Origin of the sequence: Bacillus sp. FSL K6-0994, assembly GCF_038630815.1 — a bacterium.
Lineage (GTDB): Bacteria > Bacillota > Bacilli > Bacillales > Bacillaceae > Bacillus > Bacillus safensis.
Genome location: NZ_CP152043.1, coordinates 1,789,993 through 1,815,226 on the forward strand (window position 1 = coordinate 1,789,993; position 25,234 = coordinate 1,815,226).

Annotated in this window: 20 protein-coding genes; 8 read left to right on the forward strand and 12 right to left on the reverse strand. The window is 44.0% G+C overall.

What is annotated here, in order from left to right; genetic code table 11:
• Positions 1 to 206 precede the first annotated feature (206 nt).
• Positions 207 to 1,634, forward strand: coding sequence for an aldehyde dehydrogenase family protein (locus MHB69_RS09140; RefSeq protein WP_111927467.1), 1,428 nt, complete (start codon positions 207 to 209; stop codon positions 1,632 to 1,634).
• A gap of 69 nt (positions 1,635 to 1,703) precedes the next feature.
• Here MHB69_RS09140 and MHB69_RS09145 read toward each other — a convergent pair whose 3' ends face one another.
• On the reverse strand, positions 1,704 to 2,102 hold the full coding sequence (locus tag MHB69_RS09145; protein ID WP_305933751.1) for a DUF3221 domain-containing protein: 399 nt from the start codon (positions 2,100 to 2,102) through the stop codon (positions 1,704 to 1,706).
• Between the two features lie 260 nt (positions 2,103 to 2,362).
• Here MHB69_RS09145 and MHB69_RS09150 point away from each other — a divergent pair, with 260 nt between their 5' ends.
• Together MHB69_RS09150 and cysI are read left to right on the forward strand one after the other, a co-directional pair.
• A complete protein-coding gene (locus MHB69_RS09150; RefSeq protein WP_342496202.1) occupies positions 2,363 to 4,183 on the forward strand; it encodes an assimilatory sulfite reductase (NADPH) flavoprotein subunit in 1,821 nt (606 codons plus the stop codon).
• 33 nt (positions 4,184 to 4,216) lie between these two features.
• Complete coding sequence (gene cysI, locus MHB69_RS09155) at positions 4,217 to 5,935, forward strand: assimilatory sulfite reductase (NADPH) hemoprotein subunit (RefSeq protein WP_034284013.1); 1,719 nt, start codon at positions 4,217 to 4,219, stop codon at positions 5,933 to 5,935.
• Positions 5,936 to 5,964: 29 nt separating this feature from the next.
• On the opposite strand, the gene MHB69_RS09160 is transcribed toward cysI, so the two are convergent.
• The 10 genes from MHB69_RS09160 to MHB69_RS09205 form a co-directional block, all read right to left on the reverse strand.
• On the reverse strand, positions 5,965 to 7,899 hold the full coding sequence (locus MHB69_RS09160; protein WP_342496203.1) for an AMP-binding protein: 1,935 nt from the start codon (positions 7,897 to 7,899) through the stop codon (positions 5,965 to 5,967).
• A gap of 13 nt (positions 7,900 to 7,912) precedes the next feature.
• Positions 7,913 to 9,436, reverse strand: coding sequence for an acyl-CoA carboxylase subunit beta (locus tag MHB69_RS09165; RefSeq protein WP_081124473.1), 1,524 nt, complete (start codon positions 9,434 to 9,436; stop codon positions 7,913 to 7,915).
• An 18-nt stretch (positions 9,437 to 9,454) separates the two neighbouring features.
• Positions 9,455 to 10,237 (reverse strand): enoyl-CoA hydratase, encoded by a 783-nt coding sequence (locus MHB69_RS09170; RefSeq protein WP_070325911.1) that lies wholly within the window; start codon positions 10,235 to 10,237, stop codon positions 9,455 to 9,457.
• Between the two features lie 12 nt (positions 10,238 to 10,249).
• Positions 10,250 to 11,158 carry a hydroxymethylglutaryl-CoA lyase gene (locus MHB69_RS09175; protein ID WP_342496204.1) on the reverse strand — a complete coding sequence of 303 codons (909 nt, stop codon included), beginning with the start codon at positions 11,156 to 11,158 and terminating at the stop codon, positions 10,250 to 10,252.
• Positions 11,159 to 11,169: 11 nt separating this feature from the next.
• Positions 11,170 to 11,385 (reverse strand): acetyl-CoA carboxylase biotin carboxyl carrier protein subunit, encoded by a 216-nt coding sequence (locus tag MHB69_RS09180; RefSeq protein WP_342496205.1) that lies wholly within the window; start codon positions 11,383 to 11,385, stop codon positions 11,170 to 11,172.
• Positions 11,382 to 12,731 carry an acetyl-CoA carboxylase biotin carboxylase subunit gene (locus MHB69_RS09185; protein WP_342496206.1) on the reverse strand — a complete coding sequence of 450 codons (1,350 nt, stop codon included), beginning with the start codon at positions 12,729 to 12,731 and terminating at the stop codon, positions 11,382 to 11,384. Before MHB69_RS09185 ends, MHB69_RS09180 begins: the two co-directional genes overlap by 4 nt.
• 8 nt (positions 12,732 to 12,739) lie before the next feature.
• Positions 12,740 to 14,377 (reverse strand): AMP-binding protein, encoded by a 1,638-nt coding sequence (locus MHB69_RS09190; protein WP_176967386.1) that lies wholly within the window; start codon positions 14,375 to 14,377, stop codon positions 12,740 to 12,742.
• A gap of 42 nt (positions 14,378 to 14,419) precedes the next feature.
• Entirely contained in the window at positions 14,420 to 15,562 is a 1,143-nt protein-coding gene (locus MHB69_RS09195) for an acyl-CoA dehydrogenase family protein (protein WP_081124477.1), read from the reverse strand.
• Between the two features lie 145 nt (positions 15,563 to 15,707).
• A complete protein-coding gene (locus MHB69_RS09200; RefSeq protein ID WP_342496207.1) occupies positions 15,708 to 17,249 on the reverse strand; it encodes a family 10 glycosylhydrolase in 1,542 nt (513 codons plus the stop codon).
• Between the two features lie 24 nt (positions 17,250 to 17,273).
• Positions 17,274 to 18,080: a tyrosine-protein phosphatase gene (locus MHB69_RS09205; RefSeq protein WP_342496208.1), complete on the reverse strand. Its 807-nt coding sequence runs from the start codon at positions 18,078 to 18,080 to the stop codon at positions 17,274 to 17,276.
• Positions 18,081 to 18,230: 150 nt separating this feature from the next.
• On the opposite strand from MHB69_RS09205, the gene MHB69_RS09210 reads away from it, so the two are divergent.
• Positions 18,231 to 18,995: a DeoR/GlpR family DNA-binding transcription regulator gene (locus tag MHB69_RS09210; protein WP_041117641.1), complete on the forward strand. Its 765-nt coding sequence runs from the start codon at positions 18,231 to 18,233 to the stop codon at positions 18,993 to 18,995.
• Between the two features lie 17 nt (positions 18,996 to 19,012).
• Here MHB69_RS09210 and MHB69_RS09215 read toward each other — a convergent pair whose 3' ends face one another.
• Positions 19,013 to 19,591, reverse strand: coding sequence for a hypothetical protein (locus MHB69_RS09215; protein ID WP_034284037.1), 579 nt, complete (start codon positions 19,589 to 19,591; stop codon positions 19,013 to 19,015).
• Positions 19,592 to 19,716: 125 nt separating this feature from the next.
• Between MHB69_RS09215 and MHB69_RS09220 the strand changes: the two genes are divergently transcribed.
• From MHB69_RS09220 to MHB69_RS09235, 4 genes are all read left to right on the forward strand, one after another.
• Complete coding sequence (locus tag MHB69_RS09220) at positions 19,717 to 20,850, forward strand: sugar diacid recognition domain-containing protein (RefSeq protein ID WP_081124480.1); 1,134 nt, start codon at positions 19,717 to 19,719, stop codon at positions 20,848 to 20,850.
• Between the two features lie 78 nt (positions 20,851 to 20,928).
• Complete coding sequence (gene glcD, locus MHB69_RS09225; protein WP_342496209.1) at positions 20,929 to 22,338, forward strand: glycolate oxidase subunit GlcD; 1,410 nt, start codon at positions 20,929 to 20,931, stop codon at positions 22,336 to 22,338.
• Positions 22,335 to 23,675, forward strand: coding sequence for a (Fe-S)-binding protein (locus MHB69_RS09230; protein WP_342496210.1), 1,341 nt, complete (start codon positions 22,335 to 22,337; stop codon positions 23,673 to 23,675). Before glcD ends, MHB69_RS09230 begins: the two co-directional genes overlap by 4 nt.
• 72 nt (positions 23,676 to 23,747) lie before the next feature.
• The gene (locus tag MHB69_RS09235) at positions 23,748 to 25,232 is read left to right on the forward strand and encodes a spore germination protein (protein ID WP_342496211.1); all 1,485 of its coding nucleotides are present in this window, start codon (positions 23,748 to 23,750) and stop codon (positions 25,230 to 25,232) included.
• Positions 25,233 to 25,234: the final 2 nt, after the last annotated feature.

The window sequence follows — 25,234 nt, forward strand, 5'->3', positions numbered from 1 at the left end:
AAATGCTCCTTCTTTTTTCAGTCTAGTTCCATTAAATGATAGATGCCCTGATGTTGAAAAGGACATATGTCCCACTTTGCGTATTATATCAGAAACTTTTTCTTTTGCAGTTTCATCGTTTTAGATTTTTCACAGTGGGTACAGTTTTATATCACCTGAAAACAGAATATTGAATGGAATCACATATAAAAAGGAGACATGTCAGAATGAGAAATCAAGAGAAACATTTTATTAACGGAGAATGGATCGCATCAACAGGAAACGAAACGACGGAAGTCATCAATCCTGCTACAGAGGAAGTCATTGGCACCATTAGTTTAGGAACAAAAGAAGATTTAGATAAGGCAGTCAAAGCTGCTCGTGCCGCCTTTCCTTCTTTCTCAAAAACATCTCGAAATGAACGCGTAAAGATGCTGGAAAACATTGTGCGCGGTTACGAAAAGCGTAAGGATGAACTGATAGAAGTCATGACACAAGAGCTTGGCGCACCACTGAAAGTATCAGAAGAGGTTCATTACAAAATGGGATATGAACATTTTTCTAAAGCAGCGGAAGCACTTAAATCGTATACATTTACTGAGGACCGCGGCGGACACACCATTATAAAAGAAGCGATTGGTGTCAGCGGATTGATTACACCTTGGAATTTCCCAACAAATCAAACATCACTTAAAATCGCGGGTGCCATTGCAGCAGGCTCACCAGTTGTCTTAAAGCCTGCGGAAATTACACCTTTTGCCGCAATGATTCTTGCAGACATCATTGATGAAGCTGGCGTACCGAAAGGCGTCTTCAACCTAGTTAACGGAACTGGTGATGTCATTGGTGACGGCATTAGCTCACACCCTGATATTGACTTTGTTTCATTTACAGGATCAGGCGCTGTCGGCTCTAAAATAATGGAAAATGCTGCAGACAATATTAAGAAAGTGGCTCTTGAGCTCGGCGGGAAATCCCCTCTTATCGTCTTAGATGATGCAGATGTGGATGAGGCAGCCGAAACAGCCGTTCATCATATTGCGATGAATACAGGTCAAGTGTGTTCCGCAGCTACACGTGTGCTGATTCCTGAATCAATGAAAGACGCATTTGAAAAAGCGCTGCTGAATGCTCTGCCGAAGTTTACAGTTGGTGATCCGCGAGAAGATCACGCCACTGGTCCGCTTGTCTCCAAAAAGCAATGGGATACCGTGCAGTCTTATATTGAAAAAGGAATTGAAGAAGGTGCTCACCTGCTTGCTGGGGGAACTGGTAAGCCGGACGGACTAGACAAAGGATATTTCGCCAAGCATACTATTTTCACAAATGTGAAAAATGATATGACCATTGCGCAAGAGGAAATATTCGGACCCGTCATGAGTGTGATCACATATAAGGACCTTGATCATGCCCTTGAGATTGCCAATGATACAGTGTATGGCCTTGCTGGCTATGTGGTTGGAAAAGATGAAAAAACATTAAAATATGTAGCTGAACATATTCGTGCCGGTCAAATTACCATCAACAATGCCGAAACAGATTACTTTGCCCCGTTTGGCGGCTTTAAGCAATCTGGTATTGGAAGAGAATGGGGAGACTTCGGGATCGAGGAATATTTAGAAGTGAAAGCTGTGATGGGACTTCCAACAGCATAATTTGAGAAAGGAGAAAAACCTTAGGGTTTTTCTCCTTTTTCTTGATAGAAAGAATCTGCCCCTGCTCCCCTACTTATCCATCATGATGTGATATTTTTTGACCGTTGCTTTAGGAGGAAACGATTCTTGTAACTCATCAAACCAAACCTCAATCGTTTGACCCTGTGACAGCTCTTTAGAATCTACTTTTGTTAAATCCATAACGATGAGATTATTTTTATACTTTTCAATAAGAAGATGAGTTTTCAATGAATCATCGCTTTTTAGAGGCGTTTTATTGTTAATAAGAAGTAATTTCGTCTCCCCTTTTCTTAGCAGGATGCCTTTTTTTGAAAAAGGTGCTGTTATTTTATTCTTATTGTCTGAATCCTTTATATTGCCCTTTGGAGAATGGCACGCTACTAATAAAATGAGAAAAAACAAGATGACAAGCCGAAAATATTTTGTGTTTTTAAATTTTAGCTGCATCAACTTTCATACACCCCTTTTCAATTCCTTACGATCGCTTCTTCATTCAAAACGGCTCATTTTTCTAAAGGTGCTTTATCCAGCTAAACGATTCACCTTCATGTTCCTTCACCTTGCAAAGGTATTAGAAATCTTAATCATGACAATCAATATTATATATTTTACTTAATGGCAAACTTTCGGTAAAGTTCAAATTGAACCTATATATATAATTCCTATCGAATTAATCTATGTTTATATTCCTTGTGAGGTGGATATCGTTGCAACTTCATGTATTGAACAGTCCGTTTAGTCAGGAGCAGGCAGAACTGCTTAATCAGCTGCTTCCGACTTTAACAGATCAGCAAAAAATTTGGCTTACCGGTTATTTATCAGCACAGGCAGCTTTAACCGAATTAGAAAATACTGCCCAAACCCCTTCTCCTTCTGCTGCAGCACCAGCGCAGCCTGTCAGTAAAGATGTGACCGTGCTTTATGGCTCGCAAACAGGCAATTCTGAAGGGTTAGCAAAAAAGACAGCGCAGCATCTTGAAGAGAAAGGTTTTCAAGTGACGCTCTCTTCTATGTCAGATTTTAAACCAAATAGTCTGAAAAAAATAAACAATTTACTGATTATCGTCAGCACACATGGCGAGGGAGATCCGCCTGATAATGCCCTTTCTTTCCATGAATATGTTCACGGCAGACGTGCACCAAAGCTTGATCATTTAAGCTTTTCTGTCCTATCACTTGGTGACAGCTCTTACGAATTCTTCTGTCAAACAGGTAAAGAATTTGATGAGCGCTTAAAAGAGCTTGGCGGAACGCGTCTTTTCGATCGAGTGGACTGTGATCTTGATTATGATGAGCCGTTTTCTGAATGGCTTCAAGGGGTGGCATCTTCACTTAGCGAAGGCGGAGCCGCAGCAGCCCCGCAGGAATCAGCGGAAGCAAACACTCAAACAGCTGCATCTGAATACTCAAGAACAAATCCTTTTTATGCTGAAGTGCTTGAAAATATCAACCTAAATGGCCGCGGTTCTAACAAAGAAACCCGTCATTTGGAGCTTTCTCTTGAAGGTTCAGGACTTGTTTATGAGCCGGGTGACAGCCTTGGTATTTATCCAACAAATGATCCAGCGCTTGTTGATGAACTGATCAAGGCATGCGGATGGGATGCAGAGGAAGCCGTAACCGTTCATAAAAACGGCGACACGCTTCCTTTAAAGGAAGCACTCACCTCTCATTTTGAGATTACTGTCTTAACAAAACCTCTTCTTCAAAAGATGACGTCCTTTACAAAGAGCGAAGCCTTGCAGGCCCTTTTAGAAGAAGGAAACGAAGAAAAGTTAAAAGCATATATAGCAGGAAGAGATTTAGTAGATGCTGCTCGTGATTTCGGTCCTTTTGAAGGAACAGCGGCAGACTTCACTGCCATTTTAAGAAAAATTCCGGCACGCCTTTATTCCATTGCAAGCAGCCTTAAAGCAAATGAAGAAGAAGTTCATTTGACGATCGGTGCTGTGAGATATGATGCTCACGGAAGAGAACGTCAAGGTGTCTGCTCAATCTTATGTGCGGAGCGCTTAGAGCCAGGTGATAAGCTGCCTGTTTATATCCAGCACAATCAAAACTTTAAGCTTCCTGAAAACCCTGATGCACCGATCATTATGGTAGGACCAGGCACAGGCATTGCGCCTTTCCGTTCCTTTATGCAGGAGCGCGAGGAAGTCGGTGCAGACGGAAAGTCATGGTTGTTCTTCGGTGATCAGCACTTTGTGACGGATTTCTTATATCAAACCGAATGGCAAAAGTGGTTAAAAGATGGTGTGTTAACGAAAATGGATGTGGCTTTTTCAAGAGATTCAGAGGAAAAAGTATATGTCCAGCATCAAATGAAGAAACAAAGTAAAGAATTATTCGAATGGCTGGAGCAAGGTGCCTATGTATATGTCTGCGGAGATGAAAAACATATGGCGCATGATGTTCATGATACCCTTCTATCAATCATCCAAGAAGAAGGTGCGATGAGCAAAGAGAAAGCTGAAAGCTATCTAGCCAACTTGCAGCAGCAAAAACGCTATCAGCGTGACGTATATTGATTGAATGCTTGAAAGAAAGGAGCTTTTACTTACATGGTGAAGACAGCATTAACAGCGCCGGATGGACCTCCGAGCGACGTAGAGGAAATCAAAGAAAAAAGTGATTATTTACGGGGTACTTTAAAAGAAGTGATGCTTGATCCGATTTCAGCGGGTATCCCTGATGATGACAACCGCCTGATGAAGCATCACGGCAGTTATTTACAGGATGATCGTGACCTGAGAAATGAACGGCAAAAACAAAAGCTTGAGCCTGCCTATCAATTTATGCTGCGCGTCCGCCTGCCTGGCGGAATCGCTACATCTAAGCAGTGGCTTGTGATGGATGAGCTTGCTCATCAATACGGAAACGGTACTTTAAAGCTGACAACTCGTGAAACCTTTCAGCTTCACGGTATTTTAAAATGGAACATGAAAAAAACCATTCAAGACATCCATTCCACTATGCTTGATACGATCGCTGCTTGCGGCGATGTGAACCGTAATGTCATGTGTACATCAAACCCCTATCAATCAGAAGTACACCATGATGTATACGAGCTTGCCAAAAAATTAAGTGATGACCTGCTTCCGCAAACAAGAGCGTACCATGAAATTTGGCTTGATGAGGAAAAGGTAGCAGCAACGCCTGATACAGAGGTTGAGCCGATGTATGGTCCGCTTTATTTGCCAAGAAAATTCAAGATTGGTGTGGCGGTCCCTCCTGCTAACGATATTGATGTGTTTTCGCAGGATTTAGGCTTCATTGCGATTATTGAAAATGATCAATTAGTCGGCTTTAATGTCGCGATTGGCGGCGGAATGGGCATGACTCATGGTGATACAGCGACCTATCCTCAGCTTGCAAAAGTAATTGGCTTTTGTACACCGGAACAAGTTGTAGAGATTGCCAAACAAGTGATCACCATTCAGCGTGACTATGGAAACCGTTCGGTGAGAAAAAATGCCCGCTTTAAATATACAGTGGACCGCCTCGGTCTTGAGAATGTAAAAGAAGAGCTTGAGCGCCGCCTTGGATTTACCCTATTAGATGCAAGAGATTATCACTTCGATCATAACGGTGACCGCTATGGCTGGGTAAAAGGCATCAATGGCAGATGGCATTATACGATGTTTGTAGAAGGCGGACGCATCACGGATTACGATGACTACCCGCTGATGACAGGCATTCGTGAAATCGCGAAGATTCATACAGGTGACTTCCGCTTAACAGCGAATCAAAATTTGATCATTGGAAACGTCACATCTCACAAAAAGAAACAAATCGAGCAGCTCATTGAGGAGTTTGGTTTGTCAGATGGACAGCAGCACTCTGCACTGCGCCGCAGTTCAATGGCCTGTGTTGCTCTTCCGACATGCGGCTTAGCAATGGCAGAGGCAGAACGCTACCTCCCGCGCTTGATTGACAAAATTGAAGAGATTGTCGAAGAAAATGGCTTAAGTGATAAAGAAATCACGATTCGTATGACTGGATGTCCAAATGGATGCGCCCGTCATGCGCTTGGTGAAATTGGCTTTATCGGGAAATCACCTGGTAAATACAACATGTATCTTGGCGCTGCGTTTGATGGCAGCAGATTAAGTAAACTGTACCGAGAAAATGTAGGAGAAGAAGACATTTTAAACGAGCTTGGCTCTCTTCTCCCCCGCTATGCAAAAGAACGCGAGGAACATGAACATTTCGGTGATTTTGTGATTCGGGCAGGTATTGTAAAAGAAACAACAGATGGCACGAATTTTCATGTGCAATAAAAAAGACAGGACGCTCTCCTGTCTTTTTTTTATGGATTTTGTTTTCTTTTCAAGTATTCGCAAATGCTGTTATACACATCAGGATTATCTAGAGACGAAAGATCTGGTGAATGATGCTGTTCATAAGCTCCTTTTAATAAACGACGGACGATTTTTCCGTTTCTTGTTTTCGGTAAAGCTGAAATGAGATGAATTTCCTTTGGTGTGAGCGCTTTTCCCGCATATGAACCAACATGTATTTTGAGCTCTTGAATGAATGCTGCTTCTTCGAAAGACTGTGAACTTGCCACAATGAAACAAACTAGTGCTTCTCCCTTCACCTTATCCTTTACTCCAATCACAGCAGCCTCATGTACGGCTGGATGCCCGACAAGAATGGATTCAATTTCAGCTGGACCAATGCGTTTACCAGCTGTATTAATGACATCATCCGATCTGCCCGTGATATGGAATGCGCCATCCTCTGATTGCATCACCCAATCACCGTGCGTCCACACCCCATCAAATCGTTTAAAATAGGTGTCTTCATATCGCTTCGGATCTTTCCAAAACCCACATGTCATGCCGACCCACGGCTTTTTCACAACAAGCTCTCCTACTTCATTCAGGACGCTCTCTCCTGCCTCATTATACACATCTGCCGCCATTCCTAAGATTGCCGCATTAAAAAGGATCGGTTTGATTGGGCGAAGCAGCGTACTTCCTACAATTCCGCCAGAAACCTCTGTTCCCCCTGAGTAATTTAAGATCGGAATGTGCTTTTGACCAATGGTGTCAAAAAGCCATTGCCATGGTGCTTCATTCCACGGTTCACCTGTAGAAATGATGGCTTTGACATGCGGCAGCTCAATGTCTGAAAGGTTTTGCTGCATCGCAGATCGAACAAAAGTAGGTGAAAGTCCAAAATGGGTGACTTTTTGCTCGTGGATGAATGACCAAAGGTGCTGTTCATCTGGATAATCGGGTGCGCCGTCATATAAAACAATTGCAGCTCCATTGATCAAGCCGCCAAAGACGAGAAAGGGCCCCATCATCCATCCCATGTCTGTGAGCCAAAACAAACGGTCTCCTTTTGCAACGTCCATACAAAGACCGGCATCAAAAGCCGCTTTTACAGGAAAGCCTGCGTGTGTATGAACAGCCCCTTTGGGTGTACCGGTTGTTCCAGACGTGTATAAGATCATAAGGGGATCTTCATTTGAAAGATAAGTCGTTTCACTCATTGGTTCTTCTTTTAACAAATCGTTTAGCTGAATATCCTCTTTATATCCAGTAGGAGAGGAAGCATGTACAATGACTGTTTGGACAGTCTTGGTTTTGTCGATTGCTTCTGCCGCACATTCACGCATGTTGATCGTCTTTCCCCGGCGCGTCACGCTCGAGCCTGTGACGACAATGGTTGCACCGGAAGCACGAATACGTACGGCTAGAGGCTCGCTTCCATAGCCGGAAAAGACTGGGCTAAAGATGACACCAATCTTTGCAAAGGCAAGCATGACAGCAGCCGTTTCCGGAAGCATCGGCATATAAATGACTGCCACATCCCCTTTTTGAATCCCCTTCTTCAAAAAACCAGCAGCGAGACGATTGACATTTTCCTGAAGTTCGAGGAACGTCCATCTTCTCTCTTCGCCCGCTTCATTTCTCCAAATCACGGCTGGTTGATGCTGGGTTTCTTCATTCTCTGCCCATTTGTCAACAGCCGTTTCGACCACGTTGAGCCGGCCGCCTTTATACCAATTGGGCCACATGAATGAATCTTGGCCTAATGCGGCTTCATACGGCTCCTTCCACACGATGCCGACCGCCTTTTCGGCTTCTCTCCAAAACCAATCGGTGCGCTCGATACTAGCTTGATAGAACGCATCATAAGTAGAAAAACCAAGTGAATGCATCCATTTGTAAAGGCGTGTTTGTTTCATCATCTGCTCTTCGGGTATCCACGCTGGTTTTAGGTTCATCATGAGGCCGCCCCCTTTAGACCGGATAAACCGGGTGTTTTCGTCTTGTAAATGTCATCTCTTTAGAGGTATAGGCTTGTAATCTATGACAAAGCTCATCTCGCAAATGGTCAAATGGGATGACACCATCGACAATCATTTCAGAGGCAAGCTCATATATATTCATATCTTCCTGGTATTCCTTGCGCTTCTCTTGAATAAATGCTGCTCTTTCCTCAGCAGGCAGTTCGGCAATTTTATTCGCATAGACAGCATTTACAGCGGCTTCTGGCCCCATGACAGCAATTTGCGCAGATGGAAGAGCGAGACAGCAGTCCGGTTCAAAGGCTGGACCTGCCATTGCATATAAACCTGCACCGTATGCTTTACGAACAATGACGGATATTTTCGGAACTGTTGCCTCCGACATGGCGGAAATCATTTTCGCCCCGTGCCTGATAATGCCTGCTTGTTCCACTTTTGTTCCGATCATAAACCCCGGTATATCGGCAAGGAAAAGGAGTGGAATATGAAAGGCGTCACATAGCTGAATAAACTTGGCGGCTTTGTCGGCTGAATCGTGGAATAAAACGCCGCCTTTTACCCTCGGCTGGTTGGCAATAAGACCGACAGGCTGACCATTCATGCGGCCAAAGCCTGTGATCAATTCTGCGGCAAACAGTTTTTTGATTTCAAAAAATGATCCTTCATCAATGAGTAAATCAATGAGCTGATACATATCAAAAGGGGTATTCTGCCCCTTAGGGATAAGGTCTTGGATGGTGATCTCTGATGGTTTAGGTGCGATTGCGGCTGCCCGTTTTGGTTTTTCTGTATAGTTGGCAGGCATGTAAGTTAAATAAGTGCGGGCGATTTGAATGGCCTCTTCCTCTGTTTTTGCTAAAATATCGCCGCATCCAGAAATGCTGCAATGCATTTTTGCCCCGCCCATTTCTTCAAGTGATACTTTCTCTCCAATCACCATTTCGGCCATTCGCGGTGAGCCTAAGTACATTGAGGCATTCCCTTCGACCATGACGACGATGTCACAAAAAGCAGGAATGTAAGCACCTCCGGCTGCCGAAGGACCAAATAGTAAACAAATTTGCGGAATACGTCCAGACAGCTTCACCTGGTTATAAAAAATGCGGCCTGCACCCCTTCTGCCTGGAAACATGGCGATTTGATCGGTGATTCTAGCACCCGCAGAGTCAACTAAATACAGCATTGGGCAGTTGAGCTTTTCGGCTGATTCCTGGATTCTAATGATTTTTTCTACCGTTTTGACGCCCCATGATCCTGCTTTGACGGTAGAATCATTTGCCATGACACAAACAGTCTGCCCATTCATCCGCCCTGTCCCTGTGATAACACCATCTGCTGGTAAATGTTCATTTTGACACTCGGCAAACATGGCATCCTCAATGAAAGAATCCTCATCTAATAACAACTGGAGGCGGTCACGGACAAACAATTTTCCTTTTTCTTTGTTTTTTTGATGGTATCGGTCTGCCCCGCCTTTCAGAATCTGCTGTTTTTTCAGTTCATATTCTTCGATCATACCCATTCCCCTTTCTTGCTACCTGCCTCTGTATTGAGGCGTTCGTTTTTCTTGGAAGGCTTGAAGACCTTCCGTTCGATCTTCTGTCTCAATGAGCCGTAGATAGGCTTCGTATTCCTTTGTCAAACCTGTATGCAAATCGTGATCAAGGCTTGATTGAATCGCTTGTTTCGCTTCTTTTAAGGCAAGCGGGCCATTTTTGATGATTTGTTGTGCAAGAGAGATGGCATCGTTCATGAGGGAATCTGCTAAAGAGATATGCTCAATGAGCCCAATTTGAATGGCTTCTTCTGCTTGTAATGATGCGCCTGTGAAAATAAGTTCTTTTGCTTTACCGAGTCCAATGAGGCGCGGAAGCCGCTGCGTCCCTCCGGCTCCTGGTATGATAGCTAGTCCTGTTTCTGGCAGGCCGAGTCTGGCTCCGGCTCGTGCGATGCGGAGATCACAAGCGAGCGCGAGCTCAAGTCCTCCGCCAAGTGCGTGTCCGTTCATCACTGCAATGACAGGTACAGGAATGGATTCAATCTCGATAAACGTTTGCTGAATCGAAAGAACAGCTCCTTTTGCTTCTGCTTCTGTCATCAATCGTCGTTCTTTTAAATCTGCTCCAGCGCAAAAGACTTTTGAACCGGCTCCTGTAATGAGAAGACAGCGAATGCTTTCATCATGTTTGATTTCTTGAATGATTTGATTGATCTCCTCCAGCATCGGAGCAGATAGGGAATTCGCTTGTTCTGGCCTGTTTAAGGTCATGATGCCGATCTGTTCATCTTGTATCGAAAAATGGACCAATGATGTCATGTTATTCATCCTTTATGAAGTAGTCTGAGAGTGAAAAGCGCGTAAACAGTGACTAGGAAGGGTTCGATCTACTTTTGCTTCAATCCATTCTGCCGCTTTAATTAATGCAGGTAGGTGAATATTTGTCTCAATTCCTAGTTTTTGAAGCATATGCACCACATCTTCTGTCGCCACATTTCCGCTGGAACCAGGTGCATAGGGACATCCGCCCAGCCCGCCGCTGGAGGAGTCAAATATGGTAATCCCTGCTTTTAATGCCGTATAAATATTGGCAAGAGCCATCCCCTTCGTATCATGAAAATGAAGAGCGATTTTATCAGCAGGAAAACGTTCAAGTAAAATGTCTAAGCGCCTTTCTACTTGAAGCGGATGGGCTTCACCGATGGTGTCACCGAGAGATATTTCATCAATGTCATAAGAAAGCAAAATATCCGTTAACCGAAGGACTTGATCCATTGGCACTTGTTTTTCATACGGGCAGCCAAACACAGTGGAAATATACGCGCGCGTGTTTTTTCCTGCTGCTTTTAAATCAGCTGTCATTTGTTTGATAACAGGAAGTGTTTCATGGATGGATTGATTCATATTTTTCTTGTTATGTGTTTCACTCGAAGAGATAAACATAGCGCCTGTGTCAAGATTGGCTTCAAAAAAATGAGCTAAGCCTTTTTCATTGGGAATGAGTGCTGCATAGGTGATGTCGTCTTTTTTGTTAAAGGATTGGGTGAGTTCTTTGGCATCTTTTAAGGCTGGAACCCATTTAGGATGAACAAATGATGTGACTTCAATATAAGGGAGCTGGGCTGCTGCGAGCAGGTCAATCCACGTTCGCTTCTCGCCTGTGTCCAGCCAGACTGATTCATTTTGCAGTCCGTCCCGCGGGCCGACCTCCCTGATAATCACACTCTTTGGTAATGCCATCTGGCTCCCTCCTATTCTGTCAGTTCTAGAAGAACGTCTCCTTCATCGACAAACTCTCCCTCTGCCTTATGCACTTTGCTGATGGTTCCGGTCTCTTCAGCAACGATCGGAATCTCCATTTTCATTGATTCTAAGATGGCAACCTCCTGTCCTTTTTGCACTTCATCGCCTTGTTTCACAAGAAGCTTCCATAAGTTTCCGGCCATTTGAATCGTGACAGTTTTCATGAACGGTTTCCCTCCCTTTTTTTCATGAGAAAATCGGTTGTGATGCTGCCTTGTAAGAAAGCAGAAGATCCGGCCATTTCCCTTAAAAGCGGTAAGTTGGTTTTGATCCCTTCTATTTCATATGCTTGTAATGCCTCTTTTAATCGTTCTATTGCAAGTTTTCGCGTATCACCGTAAACGATCATTTTCGCAATCATAGGATCGTAAAAAGGGGTAATGAGGCTTCCATTTGTCACACTTGACTCATGACGGATATACGGAGCTTCAGGTGTGGAGAGCCGAGTGATTGTTCCTGGTGATGGATAAAAGGTGACGGGATCTTCCGCATAAATTCTAACCTCGATGGCATGACCAATTTGATGAATATCTTCCTGATTAAAGGAAAGCGGCTCACGTGCAGCGATTTTCAGCTGCTCCTCAACAAGGTCAATGCCTGTAATTTCTTCTGTGACAGGATGCTCTACTTGTAATCTCGTGTTCATTTCTAGGAAATAAAATTGTTGATGCTGATCGACTAAACATTCAATCGTTCCTGCATTTTCATACCCAATCGCTTTAGCTGCTTTGACGGCCATCTCCCCCATTTGATGTCTCACCGATTCATCGAGACAGGCGGCTGGTGCTTCTTCAATGATTTTTTGATGTCTTCGCTGGAGTGAACAGTCGCGCTCAAATAAGTGGACCCCATGGCCGAAGGAATCAAAAAGGACCTGAATTTCAATGTGACGCGCGTTTTCAATGACCTTTTCCATATACAGCGTCCCATCGTTGAAAAAGCTTTGCGCTCTTTTTTGATTCCCTTCAAAAGCCCTGTACAGCTCATCGTCATTTTGCACGAGCTGCATGCCAATTCCTCCGCCCCCGCTTGATGCCTTGAGCATGATCGGATAACCGAGTGACTGCGCTTGACTGACCCCTTCTTCTGCATCATGCAGCGGAGCTGAAACGCCTGGTACAATGGGGATACCTGCTTGAGCCATCGTTTTTCTTGCTTCAATTTTATTCCCCATTCGCTGAATGACTTGTGCGGATGGGCCAATAAAGGCGATTCCTTCGCTGCGGCAGCGTTCTGCAAAGGCTGCATTTTCTGATAAGAGGCCATATCCTGGGTGGATGGCATCTGTATTTGTCTGTTTGGCTGCCCTAATGATTACTTCCATGTTTAAATAGCTTTCAGATACTTTCGCGCCTCCAATCGGATAGGCGCTGTCTGCTTCTTGCACATGAAGTGTATGTTGATCTGCTTCTGAATAAACGGCGACGGTGTAGATCCCGAGCCTTTTACACGTTCGAATAATTCGCCTGGCAATTTCGCCTCGATTTGCAATCAGTACTTTTTGAAACATTGCTGCCTTCACTCCTTTATTAGATCAAGCGCCTGCTTTTTCAGACGAAATTTTTGAATCTTCCCTGATGCAGTCATTGGATACTCGTCAGTGATGAAAAAATATTTAGGAATTTTGTAGCGTGCCATTTGCGACTGACAATAGCTGGTGAGTGTCTCAATCGTCACCGCCCTGCCTTGCTTGAGCCGAATGAATGCGGCGGCTTCTTCTCCATACGTCTCGTCAGGTATACCAACGACCTGTGCATCAAGAATGTCCGGATGGGTATAAAGAACGTCCTCAATCTCTTTTGGGTATACATTTTCCCCGCCTCTAATGATCATATCTTTCAGCCGTCCTGTGATTTTCACATAGCCGTCCTCATCCATCTCTGCTAAATCACCCGTATGAAGCCAGCCGTCCTGATCAATCACTTCATCTGTGGCTTCTTCATTTTTATAGTAGCCTTTCATCACATGATAACCTCTTGTACACAGCTCGCCTTGTTCTCCTCTTGGTACTTCCTCCGGTGTGCCTGGAACGGTGATTTTCACTTCAATGTGAGGAAGCGCCCGGCCGACCGTTTGAACCCGCCTTTCAAATGAATCATCCGTTCTTGTTTGGGTAATGACAGGAGAGCTTTCGGTCTGTCCGTAGGCAATCGTGAGCTCTTTCATTCCCATTTGTTCAATGACGGCTTTCATCACATGGGATGGGCAAAGAGATCCTGCCATAATGCCCGTTCGTAATGTGGACAGATCGTATTGGTGAAAATTCGGATGGTCGAGCTCTGCAATGAACATTGTCGGGACGCCATGAAGGACGGTGCACTTCTCTTTTTCTACGGTTTGAAGAACTCGCTCTGGGTGGAAAGATTCAATTGGAATGATCGTTCCTCCTTTTGTGAGACAAGCAAGCACGCCAAGAACGGATCCAAAGCAATGAAAGAAAGGAACAGGGATACACATTCGGTCCTTTTGGGTGAGCTTCATACAATCTGCGATTTGGCTGGCATTGCAGACAATGTTTGTATGGCTGAGCATGACTCCTTTTGGATAGCCGGTTGTGCCTGAAGTATATTGCATATTAATGACATCATCAGGTGCAAGCTCATCCATTCGTTTCTCCCACTCATGATCCTCTGTTCTTTTAGCAGCTGCTTGAATACTATCCCAGCTGCGCATGCCCTTTGGCGTGTGCTCGCCAATATAGACGACACTTTTTAAATAAGGAAAAGATGAGGATGTGATCTCTCCTTGATGAGTGTTTTGAAGCTCCGGTATAAGTTCTTCAAGCATTTTGACATAGGATGTCTCTTTAAACCCGTCTACGATAAACAGCATGCTGCTATCAGAGTGCTTGAGTAAATAAGCGAGTTCTTGTGATTGAAAGTTTGTATTCACGGTGACGAGAACGGCTCCAATCGACGCGCAGGCGAATTGCAGCATGAGCCATTCGGGTACATTGGGCGCCATGATGGCGATATGATCGCCTTTTTGAACACCTAATGCCATAAGACCTTTCCCGGTTTCCTTGACTTCTCGATAAAACGCTTCATATGAAAAACGTAAGGAACGTTCTGGATACACAATGGCTTCATGTGCTGGATGCTGCTCCATTTTCCCTTTTAATAAGGAACCGATCGTTTGTGGATGAATCGACATCATGGCTTTCCTCCTCCATTGATGGTAAGCGTTTTCATTATCTGATTACGCTAACAGTTGTCTTGCGATGACTAGACGCTGAATTTCAGATGTCCCTTCTCCAATTTCCATTAGCTTCGCATCTCTCACAAGCCGTTCTACACCACATTCTTTCATATAGCCTGTTCCCCCGTGAATTTGAACAGCATCAAGACTTGCTTTTGTCGCCATTTCAGAAGCGAAAAGCTTGGCATAAGCAGCTTCTTTTGTAAACGGCTTGCCGTGATCTTTCAGCCAAGCGGCTTTCCAAACCATTTGTCTGGCGAGCTCTATTTGCATCGCCATATCTGCCAGCTTAAACTGAATCGCTTGGAAGGAAGAAAGGGTCTGCCCAAATTGCTTTCTTTCTTTTGCATGCGAGAGCGAAGCATCTAGTGCAGCTTGTGCGATACCAACTGATAACGCAGCAATTGAAATGCGTCCCCCGTCTAATGTATATAAAAATTGCTTAAAGCCTTTCGCTGGGTCTCCTAAAATATTCTGGGCGGGTACACGTACACTGTCTAAAATGATTTCTGCTGTATCTGAACCGCGCACGCCCATTTTGTCATATGGATTTGTAATGGTCAGCCCTTTTTGCCCTTTCTCCACAATGAAGGCGGAGATGATTGGGCGGCCGTTTTCATCATGATCCGAGACAGCAGTGACGATAATGGTTCTGGCAAAATTGGCGTTTGTGATCCAGCATTTCTCCCCGCTGATGACATATTCTTGTCCGTCTTTGACTGCTTTTGTTTTCGTCCCTTTTGCATCTGATCCTGCGTTTGGTTCTGTTAATCCAAAGGAACCGAGTGCTGTTCCAGAAGCCAGCGGGACAAGGTGGTCCATCTTTTGCTCCTCTGTACCGAAGTAATAAAGCGGGCTTGCGCCTAAGGAGACGGCTGCAGCATAGCTAAGACCTGTACTACCGCACTGTTTTCCGATTTCTTCTACAGCCAGTGCATACGATATCGTATCTCCTCCTGAGCCGCCGTATTTCTCTGGAAAGGGGATGCCCATAAAGCCGAGCTCCCCCATTTTTTGAAACGTTTTGGCTGGGAATACGGCCTGTTCATCAATGGTTTGAGCGAGTGGTGCAATTTCTGCTTTGGCGAAATCTTTGACCATCTGGCGGATCATTTGTTGTTCTTTCGTTAATTCAAAATCCATCTTGTTTCCCCCTTTGGCTCTTTTCTATCATATTTATTAATCAAGCAGCTGCTTCATGCCAAGCTTGATTGAATTCAGAAAATTAAAACAAAAATAATAGAAAAAAAGCATGATTGAAGAAAAATCCTCATTCATGCTTTTTCTGTTATTTCACTATTTTTGTAGAAGGCTTGCTTTCGTGATGAAGACGATTAAGAGCCGTAATCTTGTAAGTATCCATTTTCTTCTGATTGACTGGGAGGTCTTTAATAGTTGTTATGGCGCCTTTTTCTTTTCTAACCGTTTGCAGCAATTCATATGTTCCTTTATTTGTTAATCGATAGACCGCATAATAGGATACGGTAGAATTTGTATCATTTTTGATTTGTAAATTCGCACCATCCGATGTCTTTTTCACAGATTGAATGATTGGTTTTTTAGGTGCTTTCTGATGAAGCCAAGGCATTTCTGGAATGAGAGCTGGTTTGCGGTATGACTCTTCTATCAATCGATCCTTTACATTCAAAGGGTTGCGATTGATATCCTTCAGGCTGAAATGCATGCTTCCCTGCACGAGCTGTGACTGCCTGTTCAGCTCAATCTGCCTAAAATATTCTTCCGGATCAGACCAAGCAGGATCACTGTTTTGATTAATTTTATACGCCGCTTGACCAATGTACAGGTGAACCGGCTCCCCTTTCACCTCATTTGACCACCATTTCGTCAGCACGTCATAAGCGGCAGCTTGAAAGCCGATGCTCCAGTAAATTTGCGGAGTGACATAATCAATATCGTGCTGCTGAATCCACTCTCTTGTATCAGCATACAAATCATCGTAGTTGGTCATACCTGCTGTTGTGTTTGAACCAGTCGGGTCATCTTTTATGTTGCGCCATACACCGAATGGACTAATACCAAATTTCACATAAGGTTTTTCTTTCTTAATGGTGTCATTGATTTGCTTCACCAGCTGGTTCACATTATCTCTTCGCCAATCTTCTATATGTGTAAATGCTTTTTTTCCATATGTTTCATACGTTTCTTGATCTGGAAACGGGACACCAGCTATTTTATTAGGGTAAAAATAATCATCCATATGCACCGCATCAATATCGTAGTTTTTCACAACTTCTTCTATGCCGCCTACAATGAAGTCCTGAGCCTCAGGAATGCCTGGGTTGTAATAAAGCTGATTACCATATGCAATCGTCCAATCAGGATGCTCTCTTGCAGGGTGATCGGCTGACAAACGGCTGAGATCAGTATGATTCATTGTGATTCGATAAGGGTTAAACCAAGCGTGAAATTCAAGGCCGCGTTTATGAGCTTCTTCTATCATAAACTCAAGCGGATCATACCCAGGATCTTTCCCTTGTGTTCCAGTCAAATATTCTGACCACGGCCCGTATGCTGAAGGGTAAAAGGCATCTGCTGTTGGTTTAATTTGCATAATGACGGCATTCATATTCATCGCTTTGATCTCATCTAACAAACGAATAAACTCTTGTTTCTGCTCTGCTACGGGCAGCCCCTTCTTTGAGGGCCAATCTAAGTTATAAACCGATGCAATCCATACCGCGCGCATCTCTCTTGTGCTCTCAAGCTTTCCTTTTGGCACTGGGCGAGCAGCTAGACTGCTAGAAGGAATCAATAAAAATACAAACATCAACATCAGTGTTAAAACTGTCATACTGATCTTTTTCAGCATGTTTTGCATCACCTCACCTTAAGTTTATTCCGCTTTTTGTGATGGAATGCCAGCAGATGGTGTAAGCAGAATGTTTTTCATTTCATTGAGCTGAGCTTCAGGGACTTTGCAGGCTTCAATTAAATACTGCTCTACACTCCCGTATGTCTCCAGCATTTCGTGCAGCACATCTTCAAGATAATCTTGCTGCACACCGACAAGCGGCTGAATTTGTTCTTTTGACACCCGGTATAAACTCATCAATCGGACAAATCGTTCCTGCCTTCTGACGAGCATTTGCACGCCTTCATTGGAACGCATATATTCACTTAAAACGACAGCCAGCGGTACACCTGCTGTTAACTGAATCAGGGCAGATAAAAAACCTGTACGGTCCTTGCCACTTGTGCAGTGAAGCATCAGCGGGTAATGGCTTTGATCTGAAAGCAGTGTGAACAGCTGCCGAATCTCTTCTTTACGCTCTGTCAGCATGCTTTCATATAACTCTTTCATGATCGGTGTAAATGAGAGAGACTTCCCTTCTGTTACCAGCATACGAAACATGGTCCATTTACTTGGCATCTTACTGTCAGGCTGCATCGGAATATGGACGATTTTGTCGTGTTCCTTGATCTTTGGCGGATGTGATTTACGTTCTGAGGCTGTACGGAGGTCACAAACGGTTTGAATCCCAAGTGCTGAGAATATTCTGATGTCTTGTTTCGACAAACGGGATAAGTCTGCGGATCGATAAATCATTCCCTGTTTGATCACCATCCCATCTGTTGTTTGAAGTCCCCCTACTTCTCTAAAATTCGCAAGCTTTGAAAATGGGTTGTTTGATTGATTCATAGAAGTGAAAGTTCCTTTCTGGTTTCTTTCTTTTTTCTATCATACGCTTTTATATCAAAGGAGAAAAGAGAATCAATTGGCCTAATCCCAGTAAGAGAATTTATTGTTATAATGGAAAAAGGACATTCGGATTGATTGGAGATATGAAGTATGATAAAAACAAAACGGATTCAGCAAATCAAAGAGTATGTGTTTGACCGGGAATCTGCCTCACTTGATGAGCTTGTGGCGCATTTTGGTGTCTCAAAAAACACGATACGCCGAGATGTACAGGCATTGGTCGAGTCTGGCGTGCTCAAAAAAGTGTATGGCGGAGTGGCTGTGAACCATTCAACGTTAGTGGTGTATCAGGAGCGAAAGACCCGTCAGCTCAGTAAAAAGCAATTGATCGGTCAGACGGCTGCCGCTTTTGTGGAAAACGGGGATATGATTTTTATTGATTCTGGTACGACAACGCTTGAGATGCTCCCCTATTTGACTGAGAAACAGGTGACCATTGTGACCAATAATGTGGATTTCATTACACAGGCGATGCCTTATGAAAATCTCACCATCTTTTCCACTGGCGGGATGCTTGAAAGAAAAACGAATTCTTTCGTTGGCTATCAAAGTGTTGAGCGCTTAAAAGCTTACAATGTCAATAAAGCCTTTATCGCATCAACTGGTTTATCCATTGATCACGGCGTCACGAATTCGTCTCCGCTTGAAACCGATATTAAAAAGACGCTTGTTCAAAAAAGTGCCAAAACCTTTTTATTAGTGGATGATAGCAAATTCGATCATTACGCCTTGACCACGTTTTGTGATTTGCACGAGATTGATATCGTCGTGACCAATCAGGAGCCAAATGAAGATTATCTTCAATATGGAAAAGAGCATGATGTACGGTTTGTCATACCTTCATCGAATGAATAGATGGACAAAAAAACGGCTCAGGAATTTGAGCCGTTTTTTGATTCATTGATTTCAAGCTGCATGATCATACGGAATAAAAATCGATACACGGCCGAGATGACGTCAATGAAAGCCGTATCTTCGTGGATATCCTCAAGCTCAAGAAGCTGCAAATTCACATCAAATAAGCCATCTTGTCCATTAAATTGAAGCTGAGCACCATTTAATGGCGATAGCATGTCCTTTAGAATATTCGTGTCTTTTTTAGGACGTTTTAAACCGAATAGGACGGTATACGTTTGAAACACTTCATCCCATTCAATGGCCAAGCCATCCACTTTCACGACATCAAACCACTTGGATTCGATATAAATGAATTCTTTTTGATGTTTTTTCACATATGTAAGCGGTGTGTTTAGAAATGAGGCGTTTTCTGTTTGAATCATGTTCTCTGATTCCTTGTCTACACGCTCTATATATACATCGCCAAAACGGGCTTCTTCTTTTATTCTCGCCCCTTCTAATGTCCAATTGCGGCGCGCCGCTTCATCATATTCAAAGTCGGTCAGCGCCTGTCCTTCTTTTAGTAAGTCTTGTAAGCGATTTTGCAGTGACATGGCTATGTCTCCTTTCTTCTCCTTCATGTGTGTTTATTATTTTAGCATAACTCATGAAAAGAAAGATATGTCCCAGCATATGATGGTATGATAGTGTCAAAAGAAACATCTCGGAGGGGTACGTTTTGCTCACAATGACACTGGCAGAAAAAATCGTAGACGAGGTTAAAAAGGTGCTGACTGAGGAAATCATCATCGCACAAACAAACGGCACCATCATTGCAGCAACAGATCCAGCGCGCGTTGGACAATTTCATGAAGGAGCGTATCTGACATCTTTTGAAGGACAGAAACGAATTCTCACAAAGGATGACCAGCAGCACATGAAAGGCGTCAAAGCTGGCATCAATCTGCCTATTTATTTTAAGCAAGAGGTCATCGGGGTCATTGGATTGACAGGAGATCCTGTACATGTGTCTCCTTTTGGCGAAATATTAAGAAAAATGACCGAGCTGCTTATTCATGAACATGAATTTTTTCAAGAAACTGAAACGGATGAACGTCAGCTCGAAGCGTTTGTATTCGACTGGCTTCATCTGCCAGAGACAGCGATTGATCTCACTGAAAAAGCGTCGCGGCTTCAGCTTGATATCAATAAGGAGCGCGCAGTTGTCCTGATCGATTGTCAGGATGAATCGTTTATGAAGCAGAATCAATACAAAGAATTGAAGGAAACGCTGCATCTCACTATGCAGGAGATCATCGTCCGCTGGGGGCATGCCCGTTTTTTGCTCATGCTGCAGACAACAGCAGATGATCGTAAAGCCTTGCAGCAGCGCCTGTTTCACATCCATGCCTCCCTTACGGCGCAGGGCACACAGGGGGTTTTGATTGGAGCAGGAAAACCAGCAGCTGCTCATTTGATGAAGCAATCCTTTCAACAAGCCTTTCGAGCATTAAAAATGGCACATGCTGATACACCGATTGTATTTGATGAAGATTTAACGCTTGAACTTTTTATGGAGGAAGTGAGTCAGGAAACAAAAGAAGTGTTTCTTGATCGAACAATCGCCCCTCTTCTCCCCTATCCTGAATTAGTGAAAACATTGCGGGTGCTTATGACATCAGATTGCTCATTGAAATATACAGCAGAAGCGATGCATGTCCATATCAATACACTGCATTACAGGCTAAAACGCATCCAAGATTTAACGACACTTGATCCAAAGCGTATGCAAGATGCAATGCTCTTTTATTTAGCCTTCATGTTATTAGATCATGATCCAAAAAAACGAAGCGAACAGCCCGATATTTTGTAGAATCGTCCATAGGCATGAGGCGATTCTTTTTTTATACTGAAAGAAACGATACGTCTCATCAATAGGAGTTGAATGCGTATGTTACATTCTGAATTTTTAAATCAATTAAAAAAGATTGTCGGTGCTTCTTACATGCAGGACAGTAAAGCCGATCGGCTTGCCTACTCTTATGATGCAACACCAAATTTTCAGCATATGCCAGATGTCATCGTAAGCCCGCGCGCGGCTGAGGAAGTCCAGCAAATTGTCCGGCTCTGCGCCTCATATAACATACCGATCGTGCCAAGAGGATCAGGAACGAACCTTTGTGCAGGCACATGTCCCACTCAAGGCGGACTTGTGATGCTGTTTACAAGAATGAACCAATTAATAGAAATAGATGAAGAAAACCTGACAGCAACGGTGCAGCCTGGTTTGATCACACAGGAACTCATTCGCCAAGTAGAGGCGAAAGGCCTCTTCTATCCACCTGATCCAAGCTCTATGAAAATCTCTACATTAGGCGGAAATATTAATGAAAATTCAGGCGGTCTCCGGGGGTTAAAGTATGGAGTGACAAGAGATTATGTCCTTGGACTTGAAGTCGTTCTGCCAAACGGTGACATCATTAAAACAGGTGGCAAGCTTGCAAAGGACGTGGCCGGGTATGATATGACCCGTTTGTTCGTAGGTTCAGAAGGAACGCTCGGGATTGTCACTGAAGCCACGCTGAAGCTTTTGCCGCTTCCAGAAACAAAACAAACGATGCTTTGCTTATATGAAAACTTAGAGGAAGCCGCCGCTTCAGTATCGGCGATTATTGCAGAGCGTATCATCCCCGCCACATTAGAATTTATGGATCAGCCGACTCTGGAAGTCGTTGAAGATTTTGCAAAAATCGGTTTGCCGACTGATGTTCAAGCGGTGCTGTTAATCGAACAAGACGGCCATCCTGAGGCGGTTGCCCGTGATATGCAGAGCATCGCAAAAATTTGCCAGCAGTACGGTGCAAAAGAAGTGAATATCGCTCATTCTGAAGAAGAAGCAAATGCACTTTTAACAGCGAGACGATCCGCTTTATCTGCCCTCGCCCGCTTAAGCCCGACGACCATTTTAGAAGATGCCACAGTTCCCCGGTCTGAAATTGCCAGCATGGTGCGTGCGATCGAAGACATTGCGAAGGAGTACAAAGTGAAAATCTGTACATTTGGTCATGCAGGTGATGGCAATTTGCATCCTACTTGTGCAGCAGATGCAAGAAATGAAGAAGAAATGAAACGGGTGGAAGAAGCCTTTCAGGCCATTTTTGAAAAAGCAGTCTCACTTGGCGGCACCATTACGGGTGAACATGGCGTAGGTCTTATGAAAGCCCCTTACTTAGAACTAAAGGTTAAAAAAGAAGGCATTGCGGCAATGAAAGCGATCAAACAAGCGCTTGACCCGGAAAATATCATGAACCCTGATAAAGTGTTTGGAAAAGCCGAAAGAAAGCGGGTGGTGGTCTCATGAGTTCTAAACAAACAGAGATTCAGCAAACATTTCAGCAGCAGATGGACGAAAAAGAGCTGCTCAATTGCATGCGCTGCGGCTTCTGCCTCCCTTCCTGCCCTACTTATATTGAATCTGGTCAACAAGAAACACACTCTCCCCGCGGCCGAATTGCTTTAATGAAGGCGGTGAGAGACGGCGTCATTGAGCCAGATGAAGATGTCGAGCATTCACTGAATCTTTGTCTTGGCTGCCGTGCATGTGAACCGGTCTGCCCTTCCGGCGTCAAATATGGAAGGTTACTTGAGGATGCAAGAGACATCATTCAGCAGCACAAAAAACAATCCATCCCTGTCAAACTTGTAAGACGTGTCGTGTTTAAAGGTCTCTTTCCTTCACAAAGCCGAATGCGGAAAGCGGCAGGACTTCTTCGATTTTATCAAACATCTGGTCTGCAAACGGCTGCCCGCAAAACTGGCATGCTGAAGGTGCTTCCACCGCACTTACGCCTGATGGAACAGGCGCTTCCAAAGGTGCCGCGTCAACAGAAAAGCCGTTTGATGGAATACAAAGCCGCCGGGCCAGCGAGAAAACGTGTCGCCTTTTTTACTGGCTGTTTAATGGACACGGTTTTTTCCAGTACAAACGAAGCAACCATCCAGCTTTTGCAGCTGGCAGGCTGTGACGTCATCGTCCCTCCTATTCAGACGTGCTGCGGAGCGCTCCATGGCCATAGCGGTGAAAAAGAACAAGCGAAACAGTTAGCAAAGCGGAATATTGAAGCTTTTGAACAGATAGATGCGGATGCCATTGTCATGAATGCGGGCGGTTGTGGCGCTTTTTTAAGTGATTACGATCATTTGCTTTGCGATGATCCGGATTTTCAAAAGCGAAGTGAAGACTTCTCAAAGAAAATCACGGATATATCAGACATTTTAGTGGAGCTGGAATTTCACCGCCGCATGCCGCTTGCTTTGCCAGAGCAAGTCATCACCTATCAAGATTCTTGTCATTTGCGGAACGGAATGGGTGTACAGCATACGCCAAGGGTGCTGATGAAGGCCATTCAGGGTGTATCATTTAAAGAAATGAAGGATGCGGGCCGGTGCTGCGGCTCAGCTGGCATTTACAACATCTTGCAGCCAAAGATGTCAATGCAAATTTTAGATCATAAAATGACAGAAGCCAGCCAAACAAAGGCGGCTGCCATCGTTACATCTAATCCAGGCTGTCAGCTACAAATGGCAGCAGGCATCAAACGCTCAGGGCACTCACCGAGCATGCGTGCCGTCCATCTAGCTGATTTATTATTAGAAGCCGTTCTATATGGAAAAAAAGCGTCCAGCCCATCAAGCTGAACGCTTTTTTCATGCATATCTTTAGACAATCGGTTAGATAATAGAGGCAAATCGCCGAAGGAGCTGGTCCAAATGCTGAAGAAAAACAAACAACAAAAGGACCCGAATTCAGTATTTGAAGCATTGTCACGTTCTGCTGATTTTACAAATGAGCTGTCTCGAAATGGAGATTTTCTGTATAGGATTTCCTTTTTTCGTTCATTGATTAATGGACATCTTCTACATGAACAAATTCTCCCCTCCCTCAAACAACTGCACCTGTCACCCACTCTTGAAGAGCTGAAAGAACGAATTCCCATTGAGCAGGCTGTCATCACGAGCGATCTTCAAAAAGTGCAAGAAGCCCTTCACCGGGGCAGCATTGCGATTAGACTTGAGACAGACTGGGGCAAAACGCTTCTCTTGCCGATTGAAGAAAAGAAAGGCAGACAAATAGGTCCGCCTGAAATTGAATTTGGGATTATCAGTGCACAGGAAGCATTTGTGGAGGTTTTAGATACCAATTTAAATTTGGTCAGACGGCGGCTGCCGACGCCTAACCTGAAAGTTGAGGAAAAGACGGTTGGTACGCTCTCTCAAACAAAAGTTGCCGTGTTATATATTGAAGAAATCGCCAACCCAGAAAACATCGAAACGGTTCTTCAGCGAATTGAGGACGTTGATTATGATCAGATTTTAGATGCGAATTACCTCGCTCAAATGCTTTATGATGTATCCAATACGATCTTTCCGTTGTTTTTGAATACAGAAAGACCCGACCGCGTGTCTTCAGGCTTATCAGAAGGGAAAATTGCCATATTAGTTGATGGTTCGCCTCATGTCTTGCTTGCCCCAACTATTTTACTTGAGTATTTTTCCACGATGGAAGACTACAATATGTCATGGATTGCGGCTTCTTGCTTTAGGCTGTTACGCATATTTGCTGTGATATTTTCCATTTTTGCGACACCTTTATATGTCGCCGTTTTAACCTTTCATTATGAGCTGATCCCAAAGGATTTATTAGAAACCATTGTCTCCTCGCGCTATCTTGTGCCATTTCCTCCGATCATTGAGGCACTATTTTTAGAGATTTCGATTGAATTACTAAGAGAAGCAGGTTCAAGGCTCCCAGCTAAAGTCGGTCAAACGCTCGGGATTGTTGGAGGGATCGTCATTGGACAGGCGGCAGTGGCAGCGGGCTTAACAAGTAATATCCTGCTGATCATTGTGGCATTGTCTGCTCTAGCTTCCTTTGTCACCCCGATCTATAAAATGGGAAATGCCATCCGGCTTTTGAGGTTCCCTTTTCTATTTGCAGCACAGGTTTGGGGAGCCTTAGGAATTTCACTGATGGGCGCTTTTCTGATCACCCATTTAATGAAATTAACCTCTATTGGGCAGCCATACCTTGAACCCATTTATCCACCTCGTCTAGCTGATTTAAAGAGCAGTTTGATTCGCCCTCAGCTTCGCTTTTTGAATAAAAGGCCGGATAATTTACGCGGACAAAATAGAACCATTCACCAGCCAAAGCCTAAGCAAGGCCGGAAGGGGAAAAATGATTTTTATGAATAAGG